The following is a 26,116-nucleotide window of genomic DNA, read 5'->3' on the forward strand; positions in this document are numbered from 1 at the left end:
AACACGAATATCAAATGAAACTACATATCAGGAAAACACGGTATATATTGAGTGCCATCTCATTTTTATGGGTGAGCAGTTCATGTACCAAACTGAACGAAAAAGTATATAGCGACCTATATAAAGATAATTTTTATAAAAGCAAAACAGAGGTATTACAGGCAGCACTACGCCCTGTAACCCATATGCAATCATGGATATGCCCTATCCGCGGCGATGGATACTATTACCATGCAGAAATGTGTGCCGATCAATTAGCCTGGCCGCAAAAAGGCAGAAACGGTTATGATAACGGCGATCACATGAGGCAGCATTACCACACCTGGAACGAAAATGAAAGTCGTATGCGCAACGCGTGGTCGGGCATGTGGACAGGTATTGGCTATTGTAATTCAGCCATACAGGATATCGAAAAGATTGACTATCAAAGTCTCGGTATGACCCAGGCAGAATTGAACTCGGTACTTGCCGAACTGCACGTTTTAAGAGCTTTCAATTACATGAAGGTGATGGACCTTTGGGGTAACGTACCTATCATAACCAAAGTTGGTATTCCACAAAACCCGCCTACAGCTCCGCGTAAGGAAGTATTTGAGTTTATAAAAGGCGAACTTGAAACTTACGTACCGCAGCTTCAACCCTATTCACAAACACTTGTTGGCCGTGTAGCACAAACCGGTGGTTATGCCATGCTTGCCGAACTTTACCTGAATGCAGAAAAATGGGCAGGCACCCCTATGTGGGATCAGTGTATAGCCGCGTGCGATAAAATTATGAGTGGCAGTGCGGGTGGTTTAGGTGGTACACCCAAATTGTCTACCGATCTTTTACAAACATTTGCCAACACTAACCGTACAGCTTCCGAAGCCTTGTTCCAGTACGCCTACAGCAACAAAGGCGGCTTTGTTTGGGATTGGATAGTGTTAATGGGTTATGATAATATCAGCGCTGCATTAGACGTAAATTACTCTGGCAATAATGGTTACGTTGTAGTTCCATCGGCATTTGATGCCTATGCGGAGAATGACCAGCGTAAAAAACAGTGGTTTTTATTTGGCCCGCAGTATAAATATGGTACCATAACCCCGGTGTTAGGTACCGATGAGTATAACGGCAAACCCTTTGCCTACGTAAACACCATCAGAAGAGAAAGCGAAGGCGATCATACCAGCCAGGGCGACATGACCAAGGGTGAAGAAAACAGCGGTGCCCGTTTCAATAAATATAAAACAGGCAGATCCAATGATCCTAACTATAGGGAAAATCAGTTCATGATCTATCGTTTAACAGAAATTTACTTTGACAAGGCAGAAGCCCTCATGCGTAAAAACAATGGTAAAGCCACTGCCGAAGCGGTAGACCTTGTAAATACCAGTCGCAAACGTGCATTCTCTGACGAAGACTGGAAATCTGCGGCTTATACCGTAAACACCCTAACTATGGACGAACTGTTAGCAGAGCGCGGAAGAGAGTTCATTTTTGAGGGTAAAAGGCGTACAGATATCATCCGCTTCGGTAAATTCATAAACGGTACCTGGTGGGATCACGTGGCTACCAAAGATGCCAATAAGGAGATCTATCCTATTCCGTTTACGCAATTGGCAAACAATCCAAACTTGAAACAAAATCCAGGTTATTAATTATACAAATAAATCATTCCTAAATCTGAAAAGATTCAGGATAAGCCCCAAAAAAAGACCGGTTCAATTTGACCGGTCTTTTTTGTGTTTAATTATTTATTAAACCAATGAGTTTGTATTAATTCAATATTTTAAGAGCCTGCTCATTACATGATAATTATTAGGGTAAGTAACTATCCGGCTTACCAAGCGTATAGGTAGCAAGCAATATCGCGAACCGTAAGATTTCCGAATACTTATCTTTTACGGAAAGCCTGAGGGGATAGTCCCGTGTGTTTTTTGAAGAAACGCGCGAAATAGTTAGGATACTCAAAGTGCAATAAGTAAGCTATCTCAGACACAGTCATATTCGTATAACTGAGATACTTTTTTGCTTCTGCCATCAGGTACTCATTAATCATGCCGCTTACCGACAGGCCCGTTGCCTGCCTGCAAAGACGGTTTAGATGTGCAGCGGAAATATTTAACGATGATGCCAGTCTTTCAACAGTGATCTGGCCCTTGCTTTCTTTAATTAATTGCTGCACCTTTCGCACGTAATTGTTGCCGGTGTGCCCCTGGTCGGTCAGCAGCACATCATGCTGTTGCAGTTTTAACCGATATATCATCAGAAATAACTGCTGAAGGCAAGCGGTTAGCATAATTTCTTCTTCGCCGTCATGCCGTGATTGTTCCTGTTGAATGACCTCAACTACATCAATTACTTGTGCTGTTGTGTAAGCGGTAAACTCATTGATCACGGTTAGGTGATCCGCTATAGAGGTTAGTTTCGGTGCCGCTGTCCATAAAGCGGCAAAACGCATTTCTGATAGCGTAACTACGTGCCCGCTAACATTTTCATTAAAACGAAAACCATGCGTAATAGTTGAAGGTATAACCAGCAAAACAGGACCTTTTAACCTTTGGGCTTGTGTTGGACCCAGCAATTCAAACTCCCCTTTCTCTATTATAAAAACCTGCATTACTCCCGGATGAGCGTGTGGCGGCACCTCCCCGTTATAATATGCAGTTTGTGCTCCCACAATTTTAGCGAGCAGAAATGTTGGATCTGGGCGAGCTTGCCGGTCGCCATAAATACCTTCAAAACTTATTATGTTTTTTTCACCTCGTCTCGCCATGTTCAATTTGTATCCTAAGATGCTAATAAATTATCTGTTACAAGGCTTTTTTTGCCGGAAATTTGCGCAATCATTAAAAAAAGTGAAGCTATAAGCTAATGACAGATAAGGCACTTAATAACAATTATTTAGCGTCCTATATTTTCGCATTGAGCCATCGCCTTTTCCTTTTTAATTAATATTATGAAAAATAACAAAAAACAATACTCCGGCGTAGCTATCCTGTTTGTACTGGGTATGCTCATTGCATTAAGCCCGTTCTCCATAGATATGTATTTACCAGCTTTTCCCGCTATTGCCCATTCATTGCAAACCAGCGTGGCAAGTGTAGGTTACTCTTTAACCAGTTATTTCGCTGGTCTGTGTATTGGCCAGCTGATTTACGGGATACTGATTGATCGTTTTGGCCGTAAAAAACCATTGATGACCGGCTTGCTTATCTACCTGACTGCCGGCATAGGTTGCGCTTTGTGCTCTGGCATCGGTTTACTCATCATCGTCCGTATATTTATGGCCTTAGGAGGCTGTGTGGGTATGGTGGCAGCGCGGGCCATAGTGCGCGATCTTTATCCTCCAAAAGATATGGCCAAAAAATTGTCATTATTGGTGCTGGTCATGGGTGTGGCACCCATCGTTGCGCCAACTATCGGAGGATTGGTTAACACCTGGCTGGGCTGGCGCTGGGTATTCGGTGTAATGGCACTTATCGGAGGCCTGTTGTTGCTCGGTGTTCATTATGTTTTACCGGAAACCAAGGAGCCTAACACAAATGTTTCCTTAAAAATAAAGCATATACTCCCCGGCTATCTTACCCTATTGCATAACCGTACATTTTTAATCTACACATTGGCCGGAGGCATCAGCTACGCCGGCATGTATGCTTATATTGCAGGTTCGCCTTTTGTATTTATGCAAAAATTCGGCTTATCTGATACAATGTACGGCTGGGCCTTCGCCTTTAATGCCTGCGGCCTCATCAGCGGCAGCCAGCTAAACCGCCTGGCGCTAAAACGCTATAGCAGTGCCATTATTTCCCTAACCGCCTCGTGTTTGCTGATGCTAACCGGACTTGCTTTATTATTCATTGCCTGCAGCGGTTTCGCCGGTGCGGCTTTAACACTCACGTTCACCTTCTTGTTTCTGTTTTGTATCGGGTTTATTAATCCTAATACCACGGCTTTAGCTTTAAGCCCTTTTACGGCAGCAGCCGGTCGTGCTTCCGCTTTGCTGGGCAGTGTACAAATGATTGCCGGTGTATTGGCCTCCTGGCTGGTTAGTTTTTTGAATAACGGCACAATCGTTATTATGCCGGCCGTAATGTTTGGCTGTACGTTAATTCCGGTTTCATTACTGATTTATAACTGGCAGTATACCAGATCCAGACGTCATAATCAACAGCCTGCTATTGAAATTTAATCTTATACACTTTTCATATTTAAATGCGATATGTTCAGGTTGTATAAGCTCTGGTTCAACGTTCTCTGAAAAATTCACATTTGAAAATTAACAGGTTGTAACAACGAGTTAAAAGGTAAAAAAAAAGGGTAAGCGATGAAAAATCATGCTTACCCTTTTTTGTTTTCCCGTATGGTTGCTTCTCTAACCAATTCATAGAAAATTCAAGCCTGTTAGCTTCATTATCAACATAAAAACTAAAGTACAGGTATCAACAGAATTTCCTGAGATCCAATCTTGATCCCAGAAAATTCTGCATTAATGAGCAAGAAGAAAAGCTCAATATCCTATCCGCAATGGCCACGGTATTTCCATATTACACTTCAGATTTTACGACATATAACTGTCATAACAACCCTCCTTAACCACAACAGCATCATTTACAACTATTTACCAATTGGCATACAAATAGTTATAGCCAAAACCGATTAAAACGCAACAATTAATGAGCCTATGGTTGACTACCTTGAGCGCACCGGTACAAATTTTATCAAATTAACCTGCATTAAGCGATAAATAAGAGGAGAGCTTTTAACCTGAATATTTCACCCTTTATAGTTATAGAAATGAATTACACGTATTCACAGCTTCCACAAGTGGAAAAAACAGAGCAGGAACGCTCAGAGCGTATTTTTTTTAAAGATGTGATTGAAGGATTGACCTCTAATCCGAAAAGACTCCAATCTAAATACTTTTACGATCAGGCGGGCGATGTGCTTTTCCAGGAAATCATGAATTCACCGGAATATTACCCAACCAATTGTGAGTTAGAGATATTTACCAAACAATGCGGCTTACTTGCAAAAGCAATTAGTTGCAAGGGAGATGATTTCGATTTGGTTGAACTTGGAGCGGGAGATGCTACAAAAACAAATTTCCTTTTAGCATACCTGATTGACCAAGGTATCAAATTCACCTATAAACCTATTGACATTTCTGAAAACATTATTAATTACCTCAGCTCTACCCTTCCGCTCTTACTACCCGGAATTAAAATTGAAGCTTTAAACGGTGATTACCTCGATATGCTAAGTAAAGCCGCAACCGGTTCTAAAAAACGGAAAGTGGTGTTGTTGTTGGGTGCCAATATCGGGAATATGAGTATTGCCGAAGCTGCTGCATTTTGCCGGGAGATCAGAGAAATCCTCTCTTGCGGAGATATGCTGTTAGTTGGTGCAGATCTCAGAAAAAATCCGCATACCATTCTGGCAGCATACAATGATAAAGAGGGCACAACCAAAAAATTTAATCTGAACCTTTTAACCAGAATTAATCGTGAACTCGGAGCCAATTTTGATATTGACAGCTTTGATCATTTCCCAAGCTATGACCCACAAACAGGTGCCTGTAAAAGCTTCCTGGTATCATTAAAAAAACAGATAGTTCAAATAGGATCAACTGCCATACCCTTTTTGAAGGACGAGATCATTGATATGGAAATATCTCAGAAATATACGCTGGAAGATACAAGGGCACTTGCCAAAGCCAGCGGATTTATACCTATAGCAGATTTTTATGACCAAAAGAACTGGTTTCTTGACACATTATGGTTGGCCAGTGAATAAACTATGGCGCGCCACACGCATAATGAAAGAAGCATTTTTACAAAATATTTTGCATGACAAATTTAACCGCAGCATATTATCAGTTTAATACCATTTTGGTCTGGATAATATGCTGCAGTTTATTTAGGGAACTTTAACCGAAAACGAAAGCCTGATTTAGCTAATTCAGGCTTTTTGAAGATCGTTCTGTATTCGTATCCCACAGACAAATTAAAATAATCATAGATATAACCGGCAAAAACTGCGCGATCATGTACCAGCGCCAAAAACTGCGTCCGGTTTGCTTAGCTAAAATACCTGCCGCCCACTGAAAGCAATTAACGATGCTCAGTACAGTGCCCCAAAATAAAAGCTGTAATACCCACATAATGTAAAAGATTTAATTTGTTCATACTAAAAATCGAACCTGCCTATGACTATATTCCCTTGTAATTTCTTTAGACAGATATAACCCGATACTATATCCTGGTGCGGTGTTATTTTCACCAACCGCCATAAAAAATCTGCTAATAACAACATCATTATTCCTCGTAATCTTTGGTTTCCGGGATCACAAAAAACGAACACAAAATAATTACTATGCAAAATGCTACCGAGTCGCGCAAAATCATATAAATTGTTTCCATCACCGCTCACTAAAATGTTATATTGATCTTGAAAAGATGAAATCTCTAATACCACGATGTATTTTGTGCGCCTTTTCGGCACATGAGATATTAATGTTTAATACCCATGCTAACAGTATGTTGTGACACCAGGGTCATATAAGTTGGCGGATCATCCATCAGCACTTTGCAGAAAAGCGTTTCGTTATTCTCCAATAATTGAAGCAAGTCAACAGACTCTACCGCATTTGGCAATAATAATTCCAACAATCCTAAATTGATGTGCTCTTCTTCACTAAACGCGGTCCCCTTATTCCTGCGCAGATCATACAGAATATCAAATCCTTTGCTCGTTTCCATATTATTAATGGTTGAGTTTGTTATACTATTACCTGTTATTTGATAAACAGAAAACCAAACACAATGCCAATTGATAAACATCTGAAAATAAACGCATTACTTAATACACTCAGCAAATTCCAGTGATATATCGTTTAAGCACATCTTGAATACAGGAAATACCAAGGTTTCCCGCTATCCGGAATCAACCTCTTCAAAACCTTTACTAATGCGGTAGGAGGAATTGGCCATAATCTGCCGCAAAGAAGCCCAGCAGGCATTTTGGTATACACATGAGCAAAAGAATACTTCTCGAAAAAAATAGTATAAGCCAGGCGAAAATTGAACTCCTCAAATTGATATTCATCTAAATGAGTTAAATTTGAATTTCATAATTTATCAAAAAGCGGAAGATGAAAAATAAAGAAACCGCTGCCGCTTTTTTTGAACGGCACGGAAGATCATATGCTGAGGTAGGGCAATTCAATGTTTTCCGTATCGAAGATTTCAATAATGCCGGTTCTTTTCCGCATATCAGGAGGGATTTTTACAAAATCATGCTGCTCACCAAGGCCAAAGGGAAAATTACTTATGCAGATAAAACAATTGACATTACTGACAATGCGCTTATATTTGGCAACCCGATGATCCCATATTCGTGGGATGGGCCAAAAGAAAATATAACAGGTTATTTCTGTCTTTTTACAGAAGAGTTTTTAAACGTCAGAATGAAGTCTGAAGGTATTGCCGAATCTGTCCTGTTCAGGGCCGGGGGATATCCTGTTGTGTACCCTGATCAAAAAACAGTCGATTTGTTATCGGTGATTTTCAATCAAATGTTGTCTGAAATTCAAACCGCATATATTCATAAATATGACCTGTTACGCAACTACATACAGGTTATCATTCATGAATCGCTCAAGATTAGTCCATCCAATGAATTTTACAAGCCAGGCACTTCCCTGGCGCGCATCAGCACCTTGTTTCTGGAGCTATTGGAACGTCAATTTCCAATTTCCTCAACAGGACAACTGTTGAAATTTAAAAGCCCCGGCGAATATGCCAGGCAGCTTTCCACTCATACCAACCATCTGAACAAAGCATTAAGAGAAACCACCGGAAAAACCACCAGCCAGCATTTAACAGAACGTATTGTTGCAGAAGCGAAGGCCTTGCTCATCAACAGTGGCTGGCCGGTGTCGGCTATTGGCTATTGCCTCGGGTTTGAGCATGCCTCCAACTTTAACATCTTTTTTAAGAAACAAGCCGGTATTACCCCAAATGATTATCGCCACAGTATGATTTGAATTTCATAACTTTTGGATTGCCGGCCATAATTTTCATAATGCCCGGCTATTTAATTTTGTATTAAAAATTAAATCATGGATAATATCAAAGATAAAGTGATCGTAATAACGGGTGCCAGCAGCGGTATGGGCGCCGCAACAGCAAAAAAGCTGGCTGCTCTTGGGGCCAAGGTAGTTTTGGCTGCACGCCGCGAAGAACAATTGAAGGCATTGGTAACAGAATTAGGAGAAAACGCAATTTATGTGGTTACTGATGTTAGCAAAAAAGCCGACCTTGACCACCTGGTTCAAACTGCAATTAATAAATTCGGGCATGTTGATGTTTTCTGGAATAATGCCGGAGTGATGCCGCTGTCTTTTTTTGAAGAAGGCCTGGTAGCAGAATGGGAAAAGATGATCGATATAAATATTAAGGGTGTTTTGTACGGAATTAATGCCATATTACCCCATATGCTGGAAAGGAAACAGGGTCATATCCTTTCCACATCATCTGTGGGTGGCTTAAAAACCTCACCGGGTATAGGCGTTTACTCAGGAACAAAATTCGCGGTACGTGCCATTATGGAAACCCTACGCGAGGAGGTAGCGCAATTCATCAAAGTTACCACCGTTTACCCTGGCGCAACCCAAACCGAACTCGGTCATGACATTACCAGCCCTAAGATTAAAGCCCTTTACGGCAACCTGCAGGGAATGCCCAAAATGGATGATACCGCAATTGCTGATGCCGTGATCTACGCCATAAGCCAAGCCGGTAACACTGTTATTAATGAACTTGTTTTAAGACCGCTTGGGCAAACAAGATAAAGCCATTAAGTGCAAAAAGCTTCCGGGTATACATCATCCGGAGGCTTTTTTATTTACAGCCAGTAGTTATACCGGCCACCTCAATACAATTATACTCTGGTCAACAATCCATGCCATAGTTTATCCTGACCTAACATTGAGTTAAAGATGTAGGCTTAAGTTTGCTTCATGATAAACGGCAGGTTTATTTCCGATGTTGATTTGTTAAGCCAAATTCAATCAGATGAAGAACAGGCTTTACTGATGCTGATGCAGAAATATGACCGCAGCCTTTTTCGATACATCCGCTCAAAAACAAATTCTCTTGAAAGTGCCGAGGAAGCGGTGCAGGATATTTTTATTTCACTATGGAATAACCGCCATACAATAGTGATCCACGATAGCCTCTCTCCATATTTATTCAAATCGGCAAAGCATAAGGTTGTTGATTTTTATATTGCTAACAGCAAAAATATCACTCATCAGGATGTTCTGCTGCCTGAATATAACCACCTCACGGTACCTTCTGCAGAAAGTGAGATCATTGATTCTGAGCTGAATGACTGGCTATCGGGCGAAATAAATAAAATGCCCGTTAATATCCGCAATGTGTTTCGCTTAAGCCGTATAGAGCACCTGCCGGTAAAAGAAATTGCCGATAAATTATCTCTTTCTGAACAAACTGTTAAAAATAATCTCACTATAGCGCTCAAGCGCCTGCATGCCCGCCTTCAACGGATGGAAAGCATTAGTTTACTGCTGATGATCTTAAAGATCTGCCTTCGGTTGAAATAACTCCCGTACCCCACCAGCAATAGGGTAAACTTTATCTTAATAAACAATTGATAATTATTTAACGGTACTCATTTCAATAATCGCCGATTATAGGTGCAGATGAACACGAACAGATCTGCAACAATCAAATTATTATTAGAAAAATATAAGGCCGGCCAATGCAGTGCTGAAGAAGAGGCGCAAATTGAAGCCTGGTTGCAACAACTCGGCAACCAAGACCAAACAAACATAACCGACATTTCGGAACAACGCGCTTTACTAAGGATCAGAAAACAGGTTTCGAGTAATACCAGGCCGGTAACCAAACCACGACGGTTGGGCTTGTATCAATATATTAAAATAGCGGCCTCTTTATTATTGATCCCTGCTGCAATCCTGCTTTATTCAATATATAGCAAGCCAAACCAACCGTTATCACAGCAATATACCACAGCCCGGGGCGAACGGAAAACGCTCATGCTGCCTGACAGTACTACAGTGGTGCTTAACTCATCATCTGTGTTAACCATCAGCAATGAGTTTGGCAAAACAACACGCGCCGTTTCGTTGACCGGCGAAGGCTATTTTCACGTTAAGCACGATACCTCAAAACCTTTTATAGTAACTACAGGTAAGTTGCAAACCCGGGTGCTGGGTACTCAATTCAATATACACGCTTATACCAATGATGATGACTATAAAATTGCAGTTGTTGGTGGGCGGGTACGAGTAAGCGAAAGTAGTTCTCCTCAACATATTATTGCTTTAGGGAAAGTTTTAACCCGCAACCTGATGCTAACCTACAGCCTAACAACGCACAAGCACGTGATCACAACTGTAAATGCAGATAAACTCAGTGCCTGGCAACACGGCGAACTTTACTTTGAAGAGGCTTCCATATCCGAAATTGCACAAACCCTTTCCAGAACATACAACGTTGATGTACAACTTACAGACAAGCCCGCCCATAATTATAAGTATACCATAGGGTTTAACAAACAACCCATTGAAAAAGTACTGCGTGTGCTTGGTGAACTTACCGGCATTACCTATCAATTAACTACAAGTCAAGTCATTATTAATTCAAAAAACTGTCGCTAACCTATGTAATTACCCCTTAAACAAAAAACAGGCTGGTGCGCTAACACCATCCTGCTCACTGGCTGCTGTAGCAGCAGGCCATGTCATTTCAACGATTCTTTTGATCACAGTAAAATAACAATATAAAAATGGGAAATCTATATCATATATTTTCTTTAAAAAAACATATAAAATGGCTTGCATCCTACTGCATTACGGTTCTGGTAATAGCGCTTTGTAATACGCCATCGTTTTCAGCATCGGCACAAACCATGAATACCGTTCGCGTGAGCTTCGCGGCTAAAAATCAGAGTATAAAAAGTGTATTCCGGATAATTGAGCAAAAAACATCATTCAGAATAGGATATAATTCAACCAGCTTTGATGCAGACAGAACAGTAACAATAACTGCGAATAATGAATTGGTGATTGATGTATTAAAAAATTTAATAAAAGGCTATCAGGGAAACATAAGGCAGGTTGATGATGAGCATATATTATTGCAAATAGAAAAGCAACAACCTGTTGTAAAGACTAAAGAAAAAGAGCTGGTGGTAAGAGCCAATATCACTGTTACCGGTAAAGTGACCGACGAAAGCGGCGAAGCCCTAATTGGGGTAAGTGTTGCCGAAAAAGGAACAAGCAACGGTACCATGACCAACACCGAAGGCAAGTATTCCCTGAGCACCGATGAAAACTCCATACTGGTTTTTAAATACATTGGCTACGATAGCCAGGAGATACCCGTAAAAGCACAGCAAAATATTGATGTGGTGCTGAAGGCCAATAGCCAGTCATTAAAAGAAGTGGTTGTTATAGGTTACGGCACGCAAAGCCGCTCAACCCTATCAGGCGCGGTATCAACTGTTGGCTTGGATAAGTTAACATCGCGCTCGTTCAATAACCTGCAGGAAGCTTTGCAGGGCAAGGCCGCCGGTGTGGTTGTCAATAATAATGGCGGCGACCCGACCAATGCGCCACAGGTAAACATCCGCGGGCTGGGTGGTATCAATGGTGAGCAACCTTTGTATGTTATTGATGGTTCGGTTTTTTATCCGGGTACACCTGTGATTAACCCGAGCGATGTTGAATCTATTTCGGTATTGAAAGATGCTTCGGCAGCTATTTACGGCGCCCGTGCATCTGGCGGTGTTATCCTCATCACCACCAAGAAGGGAACCAAGGGCAAAATGAATATTTCATTTGATGCCAAACAAGGCTTTGCAGACGCCTGGAAAAAACTGGAAGCGCTGAACGCAAAAGAATATGCCGATGTTTATAATACCGCTGCTGATAATGCAGGCAAGCCCCGTCTTCCGGCCTTTGACGCCACAAAATATCCCGATGGGCAGATAACCCGTACCAATTGGGTTGATGAGATATTCAGAACAGGCCACACCCAGGATTATAACGTGAGCCTGAATGGCGGTAATGATAAATCTGATTATTTCATGAGTTTTAACTACCGCAAAGGGACAGGCATATTGCTTAATACCTATTCAGAGCGTTATGCTTATCGCATCAATTCTACGCACCAGGTAAATAACTGGTTAAAGGTGGGCGAAAACTTATCTTATACTTATTCAAACGGACGTGGTACCAATACATTCAGTGGTTACACTGGTGCTATTCAGGCAGCTATATTTTATCCGCCAAGTATTACGCCGCGTACACCATCAGGTATTTATTCCGGCCTGCCTATAACTTATGCAGGTTCATATGGTGATGTGGTTAACCCGGTTGCTAATCTGGAGCGTATTGATACCAGTAACCCGGTAAACACTATTATTGCAAACCCTTATTTTGAAGCCGACATTATCAAAGGACTTAAATTCAGATCGAACTATTCAATCACCAAGAACTTTTATTATTTCAAAGGCTTTTCGCCCATAGTGCCCGAAGTTGGCAAACCAAGCTTAACCAATACTTTGAGTGAGTCGTCATCGCAGGATACCCGTTTCCTGACCGAGCAAACCTTAAACTACAAAAAATCATTGGGTAAAAACAACCTTGATGTAGTAGCCGGTTACACTTATCAAAAAAATAGCAGCATGGGTTTATCGGCCTCCCTTTCAGGTTTCAGCAACGAAGACCCTTTGTTTCGCTACTTTATCAACGGCACCGGAACACCTGTTCCTAAACCCGGCGACTACAAATCTGATGAAGCCCTGATCTCCTACCTTGCCCGTGTTAACTATGATTATGATGGCAAATACCTGTTATCATTTACAGGCCGCCGCGATGGTACATCATTGGTAGCTCCCAAAAACAGGTTCCAGAACTTTGGTTCAGTATCTGGCGGCTGGGTGGTAAGCCGCGAAAACTTTATGCAGCAAGTTACCTGGTTAAGCAACTTAAAAATCAGGGGCAGTTATGGTGTACTGGGTAACTTATCATCAGTTAGCACAACCGCGGTAAGCCCTAACCTTAGTGTGGGTAATATCTACCTGGGCTCTGACCCTGCCCAGTTAAACGGTTATTACAGTTATGACAGGGCCAACCCTGACCTTACCTGGGCCCGTTCAAAACAAACCGACATTGGTTTGGATCTGGGCTTTCTGAATGAACGTATCACTTTAACCGCCGATTATTTTATAAAAAAAACCGAGAATATGCTGATGAATATCCCGGCAGGTATAGGATTAGGTAATGTGTGGGTAAATGGTGGCGAGGCTCGGGATAATGGTATTGAATTTAGTCTGGGTTATAACAGCGACCCTAAAAAGGCATTCCATTATGGGATAAATGCTAACGTAAGCACACTAACCAATAAATTACTTTCATTACCCAATGGCAATACTACCATCCCCGGTGTAAGCCCAAGCGTACGTGGCTTACTGGCACCTGCCTGGGTACAGGTAGGTCAGCCGCTTTACTCATACTACTCCATTAAAACCAATGGTTTGTTCCAAAGCCAGGCCGAGGTAGACTCGTATAAGGGCCCGAATGGCACACTTATCCAGCCAAATGCAAAACCTGGTGATATTCGTTTCGTAGATGCCAACGGTGATGGTAAAATTGATGATAACGACCGTCAGTTCCTGGGCAGTGCTTATCCTAAATTCACATACGGCCTAAGCTTGAATGCCAGCTATAAAGGTTTTGATCTTAATATTTTCCTGCAAGGCGTACAGGGCAATAAGTTATATAATGCCTTAAAATATACCAGCTTAAACGCGGGTGGTTTGGGCCAAAACTATAACTTGCTGAAAGATGTATTAAATGCCTGGACACCACAGCATACCAACACCACCATTCCGCGCGTAACAGCCAGCGACAACAATGGCAACTTTGGCACCAACTCTGATTTTTATATCGAGAACGGCTCGTACCTGCGTTTCAAGAATGTAACTCTGGGTTATACCTTTTCGCCAACGTTGTTAACCCGTGCCGGTATTAGCAGCCTCCGTATATATGCTACATCAAACAACCTTTTCACTATCACCAAATACAAAGGTTTTGATCCGGAAGTTGGTTTTGACAACTACGGGATTGATGTGGGCAGATACCCGCAATCGCGCTCATTTATTTTCGGTATCAATTTAAATCTGTAAGTAAAGCAATCATGAAAAAGATCAGCAATATTATATTAACACTTTCGGCAAGCGTACTTTTAGGTGCCTGCTCTAAAAATCTGGATATAAAGCCACAGGGAGCCGTATCCGAAAACAATTTCTGGCAAACCCAGGATGATGCCCAGTTGGGTGTGAACGCCATGTATGAGCCTTTTGATGGCGAAGAGTTTTATGGCCGTGGCTATATGTGGTTCATTAATGCCAGTGACGATATGGTGACCGGCCGTATCAATACCAATGCGGATGCCATTAAGAACTTCAGCAGCACTTATTATTCGGGTGGCTACACAGTTGACCAATGGGACATGCGTTATTCGGTGATCAGGCGTGCCAATGACGTGATCAACAAGGTGCCTGCCATCAGCATGGATAATTCACTGAAAAACCGTTACATGGGCGAGGCCTATTTTTTAAGCGGATTGATGTATTTCCAGATGGCCTACAACTATGGCGACGAACGTGCAGGCTTGCCTATTATAACCCGCTCCAATAATAACGACCCGAAACCTACACCCAGAGCGGCAAACGTGAATGAAAATTACACTTACATTGAAGGAGAACTTAAAAAAGCAGCTAACCTGCTTCCATATTTCGATCAGCTAAGCCCGGCCGATCAGGGCCGGCCGCACAAGGTGGCAGCCTGGGCTTATCTTTCAAAAATGTACCTGTACAAAAAGGATTATGCCAATGCTGAAAAATATGCTGATTCGGTAATTAACCAGGGTAAGCGCGCGCTGTTACCTAACTTTGGTGATGTTTTTAAAGCAGCCAACAATTTCAGTTCAGAATATATCTGGTCGGCAGTAAGTACATCAAAAGGCGCAGGTGGCTGGGGCAGTATTCTGCCGGGTGTAATGCTGGAGAACAAAGGCTGGGGATTTTACAACGGCTGGGGTTATTATCAGCCAACCAAAGAACTATATGATGCTTTTGAAGCAGGCGATAAACGCCGGGAAGCAACCATCCTGAAACCTGGTGATACTTTTATGTTTTTTGGCACACAAAGAACATATGCATCAGATAACAGCCTTTCGGGTTACCAGTTTAATAAATACATGGAGCCTTTCTCTTATGCTAATCCTGTTGGTTCATCCATCAGCCCTAACGGCGATCATCCAACTACCAACCTGAACGTTCCGTTGATGCGTTATGCCGAGGTAATCCTGATCAAAGCTGAGGCTGAACTGATGCAGGGTAAAAATGCAGATGTGGAGATCAACATGATCCGTCAGCGGGCAGGATTAAAAACCATCCAGAATGCAACCATGGATGAACTTAAAAATCAAAGACGCTGCGAGCTTGCCGGTGAATGGGCCGACCGTCACCGCGACCTGGTACGCTGGGGTGCTGCTGCAACTGTTTATGCCCAGCCACTACACGGATTTGGCGGCAAAGTGATATGGCCTGCCAGAACTTTTAATCCGGCAGTACACGGTGTTTGGGCTGTGCCTCAAAAAGAAATTGACCGCAGTAACGGTATTATCAAACAGAATGCAGGCTGGTAATCAGCTAAACAAAAAAACGGCCACAGGATTAATCTTGTGGCCGTTTTTATGTTTATAATTTGTATTGGTTTTATCACTCATGTAAAACCAGGATAGCCTTAACCGAGTGGTTCATGACCTGGTTAACGGTACTACGGTTAAACAGTCTGTAAATAACATTATGGTGATGTTTAACAAGGCAAAGAATGTCCGTTTCGTTCTTTTCTATAAACTCCATTATACCATTGAAAGGGCTGCTATCCTTCAAATTATTAAACTGAAGTTCAGTATGCGGAAGAAGTTCTTTTAGATGATCCTCTCCTCTTTGAATATGTTTAGCATCCGCATTCTCCTCTACATACAATACCTGCAATTTTTTGGAATGGAAAGCTTTTACCATTTCGTTTAGCGCCATAACATCGCTTGATGACAATTTGGTTTCGTAATCTGTTGCCAGCGTTATGGCCGGGATATCAGGGAAACGGCTTTCCAGCGGAATGATCAATGTCGGAAACTTCACTTTGGTGACCATCATACTTGCATTACTGCCCACGATACCGGCAAGGCCCGTAGCACCGGTAATTCCCATTGCCAGCAATTCTACCGGGTTGTTATCAATATATTTGGTGATTACATTTTTTAAAAAGCCAACATCGCAAAGTGTGTTAACCTTTACATGCTTAAATTCCTCCTTTGCTGTATAAACCGAAGCCCAATCTTTTAAGGCCTCCCGTTTATTGCGGTAATAATCTTCAATAAATATCGCGTTATATGTGCTGTTATTGATGCCTTCCGTTGGGTGGATGGCATGGATGGCGCACACCTCCAGTTTCAGCAATACAGCAAGCGACATGGCGTACTCCATCGCATTGGCAGCGCTCGGTGAAAAATCAGTAGCAACCAGGATCTGTTTCATTGTTGATGGATTAGGTTTTATACAAATAAATGAAATAACATAAACAGTAACAAAGCTAAAATAATGGAAACCGGCAGGGTTAATACCCATGCCAGTGCTATATTTTTCAGGGTTTTGTTATTGAGATTACCTTTACCTCCGGATGCCACCATGGCACCTGCAATACCGCTTGATAATACGTGCGTTGTACTCACCGGTAAACCGAATGCGGTACTAAGGCCGATAGTTGAGGCGGCTACAATCTCAGATGTGGCTCCCTGGGCATAGTTCAGGTGTTCGTTTCCTATCTTTTCACCAATAGTAACTACAATTCGCTTCCATCCAATCATTGTGCCCAATCCGAGTGATAGAGATATGGTTGCTATTACCCATACCGGTGCAAAATCGGTTACATGCTCCAGCTCATTTGCCGCATGTTCAAGGGTATCTTTTTCCTTTCCTGTCAGCACAACCCGGTTATCTTTAAGCAATCCTCTGATATCCTTAATCACTCCTTCTACCTGTTTGCGGTAACGGTAAGTTTTAGCCACTTCTTTTTCATTCTTTTCGGCCAAAGAGGTTTTGGTTTGATTTACTGCCGCGCCAAGTGCTGCTAATACCGGTTCTTTTGCATTATTGTTGAGGTATTTGCTAATCACCTGTTCTGTCTGATTTAATGCCGCGGTCACTTTATCATTGGGGATGGCATGGTTAACTGCAAATCGTGCAGGCATAAATGCGATCAGGATAAGCATAAATAACCCTACCCCTTTTTGTCCATCGTTGCTGCCATGAAAAAAACTGACCAATGTACAGGTAGTGATCAATAACAATCGGATATGTATAGGTGGCCGGTCATTTTCGCCGGAAGGGATATGAAACAGCGCATGTGATTTGGTTACATGTTTCAGGAACAACATCAATAAAGCAGCTGCACCAAAACCAATTATAGGTGATAATATCAGTGACGAACCAATCTCTTCCGCTTTTTCCCAGTTTACACCGGGGCCATTATAATACCAGGTAAATGCCAAACCTGCTCCTATCATTGCTCCGATCATGGTATGTGAGCTGGAACAGGGAATGCCCAAATACCAGGTCCACAAATTCCAGATGATGGATGCCCATAAAACCGACAACACTAAACACGCACCCACACTAACCGGCAGGGTCATTAGTTTATCCAATGGCACCAGTTTTAAAATTCCCATGGCTACGGTTACCCCTCCGAGGAAAACGCCGAGAAAGTTCCATGCCCCCGACCAGGGTATGGCATAAACTGGTTTTAACGCTTTGGTATATATAACTGTGGCAACAGCATTGGCTGTGTCGTGAAATCCATTTACAAATTCAAAACCTATTACTGCCAGAACACACAGAATAAAAACAATTAAAATATATCCGCTTAAATCAACATGGCCAAGAAAAGGAAAAATTGCAGCGATAAATGAATGATGCATAAAACAGGGGTTGACGACGGCAGGTCTTTATAACCTGTTGCTCGTGTTTCAAATAACTGATTTCCAGGTTTCTTTAAAGCAAAATTCAGGTTAATATATTATTACCTTATGAATTAAACAGTTATTTACCTATGCATTTTCAGACTATCTTATTCATAGTTATAGTTTAGATATGATCTATACCCTTAACAGACCAAGATATCAGCCGTTGCCGGGAGCCACAAAAAACAAATTTTTCTTTTCATAACAAGACTCTGTTAATACCACCCTAACAATATCATATTGATTTATTAACAGTACAATACCCATGCTTTTCAGACTATACTATTAAACAACTAATCAGGGGATTATCAAAAACCTCAATTAATAAAACAATTATAACAAATGAAAAAAATCTTAATGTGCTGCCTGATGCTATCTGCGCTTACGCAAGTTACTTATGCGCAGATCCAGGAAAAGGAAGATATCCAAAAGCACCCCTCTCTTCCGGATATACCGGGTTACAAAACACTCAAATGTGATTTTCATATGCATACCGTTTTTTCTGACGGACATGTATGGCCATCCTTCCGTGTTAATGAGGCATTGCGGGACGGGCTTGATGCCATTTCCATCACTGAGCATATTGATTTTGAAGGCTTTCCGGATGAAATAAAGCGGGACTACAATAAATCATACGAAATAGCTGCAGAGGCCGCCAAAAATAAAGATCTGCTCGTTATCAAAGGGGTAGAAATTTCGCCGCGGGTACCACCTTATCACAATAATGCCCTGTTTTTAACTGATGACAATGTTTTACCGATTGATTACATGAAGAGCGGTAAAAAACAGTTTGTAATGAAAGATCATATGACCCATGAGGAGTTGCTGGCTCCTTTTCTTGAAGCGCAAAAACAGGGTTCATTTGTTTCTTATAACCATCCCGGGTATAGCTGGTGGGATAAAAAAGACACCGCCATATTTACCTCCTTTCATAAAGAATTGCTGGAAAGAAAGATTCTTTCTGGTATTGAAGTAGCCAACTCGGGAGTTTATAATATTATAGCACATCGTCTGGCCATGAAGTATAACCTCACCATGCTGTGCAATACAGATGAACATTATGACATGTATCCACGGTATGCCAAAACGCATCGCCCGATGACACTTGTTTTTGCCAGGGATAAAAGTGTGGCCGCGATTAAAGAGGCCTTAATAGCACGCAGAACCGCACTTTACTTTGATAACTATATTGTTGCCAGAGCCTCGGAAGCAGAGGCGTTTTTTAAAGCCGCCGTGCAGGCTACAACTGAGAGGAAGACGAGAAACGGAGAACCCATACTACTGGTACACTTATATAATAATAGTGATATCCCTTTTAATATAAAGGCTACCAGCGATTATAATATTGAGAAATATCCATTGGGGCAAATCTCCCTAACAGCTCACGATACAACTACCGTGATCTTGAAAGCAGTCTGGAAGTATCCAAAAGAAACAACACTCAAAATGCACGTGACCAATATATTGGTTTCGCCGGACGAAGATTTAAGTACCGGCTTCCAATTGTTGACCGACGACGGTAAGACGCGATAATTTCCGAAACTTTTTAAACTCTAACATCATCATATGCGCTTTTTTATAATAGTTACAGCATTCCTGCTAAACGCGGGAACTTTATTCGCACAAACAGATTCAATAAACTTTAAACGGGTTGAATGGGAAACAAAGCGTATAGCTCCCGGAGTCCGTTTAAAACAAGCATGGTTCAGAAACAAATCATTGTTTAAATCAAATCAGCTGATATCTGTTCTGCAAATTAATCAACATGGTAAAAATAAGATCAGTATTGCTTATGAAACTAAGCTTAAAAGAAAAACCAGCGATTTTGGAAGTGAGAGCCAAGCTCTTGCTGCCCTTAACGGTACTTTCTTCGATGTGAAAAATGGCGGATCTGTTGATTTCATAAAGGCTAACGGCCAGATAATTAACGAAAACCGTTTAGGAAAAAACAATATCCGTGAACAGCGCGAACAAGCCGCATTAGTGATAAAAGATGGCTTATTACATATAGCCGGATGGGATGGCAGCGCCGATTGGGAACACAAGCTTGATGGCCAGGATATTATGTTAACGGGCCCATTGTTATTGCAGGATGACAAGCTGGCTAAACTTGATTCAAACAGTTTTAATAAAACCCGCAATCCACGGTCGGCTATCGCGGTAACCCGTCATAATCAAGTATTGATGATCACTGTGGATGGCCGTGACGCAAATTCAGCCGGAGTTACCATATTCGAGCTCCGCACTATCCTACGCTGGCTGGGCTGTAAGGAAGGTGCAAACCTGGACGGTGGAGGCTCAACAACTTTATGGGTGAAAGGCCCTGGTGTGGTAAACTACCCTTCTGACAGCAGGCAGTGGACTCATAACGGGCAGCGTAAAGTTGCTAACGCTGTACTGGTTAAAAGAGATTAACAATAAAACAGCCTTAAAGCGTTTGCTTTAAGGCTATTAATATTATCAAGGCTTATTCCTCTGTTACATCCTCCATTTGAAAAAGTAAATTACCTTTTATACCCAAGTTTAATAGTTTATAAAATAATAATGCGGCGCACATTAACATGTGCGCGGCATTATTATTTGCAGGGTTATCATTAAAGTGGTATTACCAACCCTGATTTTGTTTCAGTTTTGGGTTTAACACCAATTCTGATTGTGGTATCGGGTAGTAATAAAATTTGTCGTCCCATACCCTTAAAGCATCATAATTTACCAACCAATGAATGTTACCCGATGTACCTTTTGTAAGGTTTACCGAGGTAATTGGAACCAGGTAGTAAACCACGCCTTTTACGGTTGTGGCAGGCACTGTGGTAACAAAATCAACATTTAACACACCATCGCCATTGGTAGCGTAATAGGTGTTCATTGCCGGTACGTAAATACCGTAGTAAGGCATGGTCATTAATTGTCCGGCTTTCCATCGTTTAATATCGTCAAACCTAAGTCCCTCAGAAAACAGCTCTACACCACGCTCTCTCCTGATCTCCAGTAAAGCCGGATCGGATATGTTAGGAAAATAAGTTGACGTTAAATAAGGATCTGCCTTTGTTGGATAAAGCGCATTGGTAATGCCAGCCCGGAGTCTGATCTGTGCTATCGTACTGGCCCAGTCTGCTGCGGTAAACTGGCCAAGCTCTGCTTTTGCTTCTGCCGCGTTTAAAAGAATTTCTGCATAACGGAAAACAGGTACAGAGTTGGTGTTTAGCCCGCTCAGATCTGATTTGGTATCATCAAGGCTGTATTTTAAGATATCGTACCCTGTATACGTATACCCAAAATCAGGAGGAGCCGATGTACCGTTGGCTCTTTTGTAGCCATTGCAACGAATAGTTTGCTGCAGCCTCAGATCCCGGTTTTTAACTTCGCTCACAAAGGAAAGTGTATCATATCCGCTTTTATCGGTAAACCTGCTGCCGTCAGCATTTAAATAGCAATTGATGAATTGCTTTATCGGGCTGGTTCTGAAACCCAGCGTAGGGCTGATGAAAAGCTGGTTCAACGAACTATAAAGCTTTAAAGAGCTGCTGTAAACAGAGGCAAGCAAAACTTCATCGCTCCAGGGTGTTTCTGTGGTAAACAGCGCCCGGTAATCTGAAGTGGGACTGCCTGTATTATGCAGTTTGTAATTGCCAGAACTAATGATCTGTGAAGAAGCATCTAACGAAGCATTTAAAAAAGCAGATGCTGTTCCTGTTAAATTCAACTCTGTATGATACTTGCGATAAGTACCCTCAAACAGGCAAAACCTTGATTTGAGCGCCAAAGCAACCCATTTAGTAACAGTGCTGCTGCCGGGATCTTTTGTTGCGGTTAAATTGGCAATGGCAAAATTAAGATCTGCAACAATAGAGTCGGCAACCAATGTTCTTGGGTCCTGCGGCTTATATAACTCATTGTCATTAGGCGCCAGCGCATGGCTATACCAGGGTACATCGCCATATTGCTTCAGCATGCGGTAATAAAAATAGGCTCTGAAATACCTTGCCAGGCCGTTATAATTGTTCCTGGTAACTAAAGGTATTGTGCTGTTGGTGTTATTATCCAGAAAATAATTGATATTTCTTAAAATTGGCCATGATGCTTTCCATCCACCGGAGTTGGCACTGTTAAGCGCCTGGTCTGCAATGGCGTTGTTGGCGTTTGTAGATGCCGACATAATTGGCGGAATGGTATTACCGGTAATATAATCAGAGGTATTGTCTGAAGTGGCAAGATATGCTGCACTGGGAGTTTGGTCAACATAAAAAGAGTTGACGTATATGGCAAGGTCGTTAGCGCTTGCAAATACTTTAGCAGGCGTAAGATTGGAAAAGGGTTCCTTATCCAAAAACTTTCTGCAACCGGTTATCCCGAGTGCACAAATAAGGGTAAAAAATAAAATAAGCTTTTTCATATTTCTTTTTAAAATGGCCTAAAGGGTTAAATTGATTCCAAACGAATAAGACTTCAACATAGGGTACAAGTACCCGTTACCTGAATTTGGATTAACCTCAGGATCGGAACCATTAATGAGTTCAGGGTCAAAGTTCTGCGCCCATTTGCTTAGTGGCGTTATGGTTAAAAGATTTTGGCCGGTAACAAAAACTCTGGCATTACTAAATCCCATTTTTGATACCCATTGCTTCGGCAGGTTATAAGTAATGTTTACATTTTTTAAACGCATATAGGCTGCGTTTTGTAAATACCTGGTTTGTACCACAGCCAGTTCTCTTGTGCCGCTTAAAGCAACATATCCTCTGTATCTTGGCCAGTAGGCATTAGTGTTAGTTTCTGACCATGTGTTGGCCAACTGGTTTGATGGTATGGAGCCGTAAGGACGGTTATATTGGCCCCAGAATAAGCCAGACTCCGTTCCGGGCCACCAGTCCTGATGACCTATACCCTGAATAAAGGCACTGAATGAGAAATTTTTAACGTTTAAACCCAGGTTTACACCGTACATGTATCTCGGTTGCGAATTTCCGATCACCTTTAAATCACCATGGTCTGCCAGCGTACCCTTGCCTATGTTAATAAAACCATCGCCATTTAAATCTTTGAACTTAATATCGCCCGGCATCGGGATATTGGAGTTAGATACGCTGATATAATTTATCTGGTTAGGATGAGGCCCGGCCAGATCGGCCGCGGTGTATAAACCATCTGTAACAAAGCCCCACATTTCTCCAAGTCTTTCACCTTTGTAATAGGTGCTTACCCCGTTGTAAGGTAAAATACCATTGGGATTGTTGTATTTGGTGATGCTTGCAACGTAATCTGACAAGGAAATGCCGATAGAATAGCTTACTGAATTTGAAATACGATCGCGCCAGTTTAAAGAAAGTTCCCAGCCATTAGTTCGCAGGTTTGAAAAATTGCCGTTAGGTACTGCCGCGCCGAAAGTTGCAGGCAGCGGTTGGCTCGGGGTAAACATTCCGGTAGTGGCCCGCGAATAATAATCAAACGAAGCAGTAAGCCTGTTTTTGAACATAGCAATATCCAATCCTCCATCAATGGTAGTAGATGTTTCCCAGGTTAAGTTTGTTGGCAAAACATTAGGATTTTGGGTATAAGTTGGATAAGCACCGTTAATGGCAACACCTGTTGCTTGTTTTACAGTCATTTGCGGAATAAATTGGTAAGGGTTGATATTACCATTTCCCAGGCTGCCGTAAGAACCTCTTAACTTAAATTCATCCAGCCAGTTTGATGCAAACTGCATGAAATTTTCTTTGGATACCACCCAACCTGCTGAAACAGATGGAAAGAAACCAAACTGCGAATACGACGGAAATTTGGAAGAGCCATCATACCGCCCGTTTACTTCTAAAAGATACTTCTCATCGTAATTATAGTTCAACCTGCCAAAAAAACCTGCAATGCTCCACTCGTTACCGCCCCCGGTGGTGACGTAATTAGTGCCGTTCAGCAAATTAAAATCGGCCAAAGTAGGGTCAATCAGACCATCTCTCTGAAAACTGTTGGTGTTTATTAAATTGTCTTCGATGTTTGTACCTGCAAGCAGCCTGAATGAATGTTTTCCATAGTTTTGTTTACCTTCTGCGTAAACATTGGTAGTCCAATACTTGGTTAGTGTGGTGGCATTCTTCAAATAGTTATTGGTACTCTGCCCGGTTTGACCCTGGCCTGCGCTATAAGCTACTGGGTAAAATTGCGACAATACATTGTAATTGGTGTACGCGTATGTAAAATCAGCCTTCAGGTTTAAGTAGTTTTTAATCAGATCGGCATTCAGCGAAACGGTATTTCTAAAATACAGTTGTGATGTATACGAATGATTGTTCCCGCTTGCTAAATCGCCAACTCCGAGGTAAGAAGATGGGGTAAATGACCCATCCGGATTGTATATTGAACCAATTGGCGGCGCGGAAACGTCAAGATACCTGGTAACCGGCGAAGCCCCGTTAGTAAGCGGATAGGAATAGTTGTAAATATTAAAATCCACATTATCTGTTAGCGTTAACCAGGGTTTGATGTGTACATCTCCCTTTGTACGCAGGTTATACCTGTTAAAATTATCAGGATTATAGTTGTATATCCCACCCTGATTATAATAACGACCTGATATATAGTAGTCGGCCTTTTCGCCACCTCCAGAAACATTCAAAGCATACTCTGAAGCAGGCATAGAGGATTTGTATAATTCTTTATACCAATCAACACTACCATAATAATTATACTTTCCTGTAGCAGGGTCAACAGTTATTTTGGGAAGTGAGGGATTTGTATTTCTGGCCTTTAAAGAATCCAGATAGGCCGGGCTTAGTGGCACACCGGCAATGATAGATGTAGGATAAGAGCGGTAATCATACCAGCCCTCGTAAGAGTTTACGTAGGCCTGTGTCCAGTCATAGGCATTACTTACAACAGAGGGATTTATCGTTTTTTGATTAACCGTATAATTTGCACTAAAGTTGACCTGGGTTTTCCCTGCTTTTGCACTTTTTGTAGTGATCAGCACTACGCCATAGGCACCCCTTGCACCATAAATGGCACTTGAAGCAGCATCTTTTAACACTGTAATACTTGCAATATCATTAGGGTTTACAAGGCTTGGATCGCCAGACACGCCGTCAATTAACACCAATGCCGATGCAGGTGTAGCTGTGGCACTACCTATAGATGTGTTTCCCCTGACATTAAATGACGGCGCTCTGATGGGCTTACCATCTGTGAAATTGATATTTAAGTTTGGGATTTCGCCTTGTAAGCCCCTTGCTATGTTAGGCTGAGGTCTGTCTTCAAGCACATCGCCGCCTATTTGGGTTATTGCACCGGTTAAATCAATTTTCTTTTGGGTTCCGTAACCTACTACCACTACCTCATTAAGCCCCTTGTTAGAGGCCTTCATGCTCATGTTCATGGTTATTTCCTTTTGGCCATTTGCCTGAACAGTTTGCTCCTGTGTATCGTAGCCAATAAAATGGAAACTCAGGGTTGACTTATCGGGCACATTGATCAAATATTTTCCACTATTATCAGTTACCGCTGAGTTTTTACCCCCTTTTTCACTGATAGTAACACCCGGCAAAGGTTGTCCCGTGTCGTCAATTATCCGGCCGGTTACGCTTACTATTGGTGCTACAGCTTGTACAATTACGTCTTTGCCGGGCGCCTCCTGTTTAACTTTCAAAAAAATATTTGTGGCATTTACCTGTACAATCTCTCCTTTATATCCCTTAAGAAGCTCTTTAAGGATATTAATAACAGATTGATTGCTTACAGTAATGTTAACCTTTTGGTTCAGGTTGATATCCTTTGAGTTGTAGCCCAGGTTAAAATCTGTCTTTTGCTCTATGAGCTTCAAAGCAGCTTCCAAAGAAGTATGCTGAACGCTTAGGCTTATTCTGGTATCGTTCATGGTTTGGCCCTTCATGGTGGTGGCCATACACATGGTTGGCAATAACAAGATAAGGGCAATTTGAATACGCATAAATTTAAAAAGGAAATTAATGGTATGGGGTATGGGTATATTTTTACAAATATTT

17 protein-coding genes are annotated in these 26,116 nt (G+C 41.8%); 11 read left to right on the forward strand and 6 right to left on the reverse strand.

Going from position 1 to position 26,116, the window contains the following annotated elements; all coding sequences use genetic code 11:
* The first annotated feature begins 14 nt into the window (after positions 1–14).
* A complete protein-coding gene (locus QWZ01_RS02865; protein ID WP_290321714.1) occupies positions 15–1,640 on the forward strand; it encodes a RagB/SusD family nutrient uptake outer membrane protein in 1,626 nt (541 codons plus the stop codon).
* Positions 1,641–1,876: 236 nt separating this feature from the next.
* Here QWZ01_RS02865 and QWZ01_RS02870 read toward each other — a convergent pair whose 3' ends face one another.
* Positions 1,877–2,758 (reverse strand): helix-turn-helix domain-containing protein, encoded by an 882-nt coding sequence (locus QWZ01_RS02870; protein WP_290321715.1) that lies wholly within the window; start codon positions 2,756–2,758, stop codon positions 1,877–1,879.
* A gap of 183 nt (positions 2,759–2,941) precedes the next feature.
* On the opposite strand from QWZ01_RS02870, the gene QWZ01_RS02875 reads away from it, so the two are divergent.
* Entirely contained in the window at positions 2,942–4,174 is a 1,233-nt protein-coding gene (locus QWZ01_RS02875; RefSeq protein WP_290321716.1) for a multidrug effflux MFS transporter, read from the forward strand.
* 605 nt (positions 4,175–4,779) lie between these two features.
* Complete coding sequence (locus QWZ01_RS02880) at positions 4,780–5,778, forward strand: L-histidine N(alpha)-methyltransferase (protein ID WP_290321717.1); 999 nt, start codon at positions 4,780–4,782, stop codon at positions 5,776–5,778.
* Positions 5,779–6,494: 716 nt separating this feature from the next.
* Here QWZ01_RS02880 and QWZ01_RS02885 read toward each other — a convergent pair.
* Positions 6,495–6,743, reverse strand: coding sequence for a hypothetical protein (locus QWZ01_RS02885; RefSeq protein WP_290321718.1), 249 nt, complete (start codon positions 6,741–6,743; stop codon positions 6,495–6,497).
* 392 nt (positions 6,744–7,135) lie between these two features.
* Between QWZ01_RS02885 and QWZ01_RS02890 the strand changes: the two genes are divergently transcribed.
* From QWZ01_RS02890 to QWZ01_RS02915, 6 genes are all read left to right on the forward strand, one after another.
* The gene (locus QWZ01_RS02890) at positions 7,136–8,029 is read left to right on the forward strand and encodes a helix-turn-helix domain-containing protein (RefSeq protein WP_290321719.1); all 894 of its coding nucleotides are present in this window, start codon (positions 7,136–7,138) and stop codon (positions 8,027–8,029) included.
* Between the two features lie 75 nt (positions 8,030–8,104).
* Positions 8,105–8,836 (forward strand): SDR family oxidoreductase, encoded by a 732-nt coding sequence (locus QWZ01_RS02895; protein ID WP_290321720.1) that lies wholly within the window; start codon positions 8,105–8,107, stop codon positions 8,834–8,836.
* Between the two features lie 168 nt (positions 8,837–9,004).
* Complete coding sequence (locus tag QWZ01_RS02900) at positions 9,005–9,610, forward strand: RNA polymerase sigma factor (RefSeq protein WP_290321721.1); 606 nt, start codon at positions 9,005–9,007, stop codon at positions 9,608–9,610.
* Positions 9,611–9,709: 99 nt separating this feature from the next.
* Entirely contained in the window at positions 9,710–10,690 is a 981-nt protein-coding gene (locus QWZ01_RS02905; RefSeq protein WP_290321722.1) for a FecR family protein, read from the forward strand.
* Between the two features lie 128 nt (positions 10,691–10,818).
* Entirely contained in the window at positions 10,819–14,223 is a 3,405-nt protein-coding gene (locus QWZ01_RS02910) for a SusC/RagA family TonB-linked outer membrane protein (RefSeq protein WP_290321723.1), read from the forward strand.
* A gap of 11 nt (positions 14,224–14,234) precedes the next feature.
* Positions 14,235–15,749, forward strand: coding sequence for a RagB/SusD family nutrient uptake outer membrane protein (locus QWZ01_RS02915; protein ID WP_290321724.1), 1,515 nt, complete (start codon positions 14,235–14,237; stop codon positions 15,747–15,749).
* A gap of 73 nt (positions 15,750–15,822) precedes the next feature.
* On the opposite strand, the gene QWZ01_RS02920 is transcribed toward QWZ01_RS02915, so the two are convergent.
* Positions 15,823–16,644, reverse strand: a complete 822-nt coding sequence (locus QWZ01_RS02920) for a universal stress protein (RefSeq protein WP_290321725.1) — start codon at positions 16,642–16,644, stop codon at positions 15,823–15,825.
* Between the two features lie 17 nt (positions 16,645–16,661).
* The gene (locus tag QWZ01_RS02925; RefSeq protein WP_290321726.1) at positions 16,662–18,083 is read right to left on the reverse strand and encodes an inorganic phosphate transporter; all 1,422 of its coding nucleotides are present in this window, start codon (positions 18,081–18,083) and stop codon (positions 16,662–16,664) included.
* Positions 18,084–18,467: 384 nt separating this feature from the next.
* On the opposite strand from QWZ01_RS02925, the gene QWZ01_RS02930 reads away from it, so the two are divergent.
* Together QWZ01_RS02930 and QWZ01_RS02935 are read left to right on the forward strand one after the other, a co-directional pair.
* A complete protein-coding gene (locus QWZ01_RS02930) occupies positions 18,468–19,658 on the forward strand; it encodes an Sb-PDE family phosphodiesterase (protein WP_290321728.1) in 1,191 nt (396 codons plus the stop codon).
* Between the two features lie 33 nt (positions 19,659–19,691).
* Positions 19,692–20,540, forward strand: coding sequence for a phosphodiester glycosidase family protein (locus tag QWZ01_RS02935; RefSeq protein WP_290321729.1), 849 nt, complete (start codon positions 19,692–19,694; stop codon positions 20,538–20,540).
* A 190-nt stretch (positions 20,541–20,730) separates the two neighbouring features.
* Here QWZ01_RS02935 and QWZ01_RS02940 read toward each other — a convergent pair whose 3' ends face one another.
* A complete protein-coding gene (locus QWZ01_RS02940; RefSeq protein ID WP_290321730.1) occupies positions 20,731–22,521 on the reverse strand; it encodes a RagB/SusD family nutrient uptake outer membrane protein in 1,791 nt (596 codons plus the stop codon).
* Positions 22,522–22,539: 18 nt separating this feature from the next.
* Positions 22,540–26,061 (reverse strand): SusC/RagA family TonB-linked outer membrane protein, encoded by a 3,522-nt coding sequence (locus tag QWZ01_RS02945; RefSeq protein WP_290321731.1) that lies wholly within the window; start codon positions 26,059–26,061, stop codon positions 22,540–22,542.
* Between the last annotated feature and the right edge of the window lie 55 nt (positions 26,062–26,116).

The sequence above is a fragment of the Mucilaginibacter aquaedulcis genome (genome assembly GCF_030409325.1).
Classification (GTDB): Bacteria; Bacteroidota; Bacteroidia; order Sphingobacteriales; family Sphingobacteriaceae; genus Mucilaginibacter; species Mucilaginibacter aquaedulcis.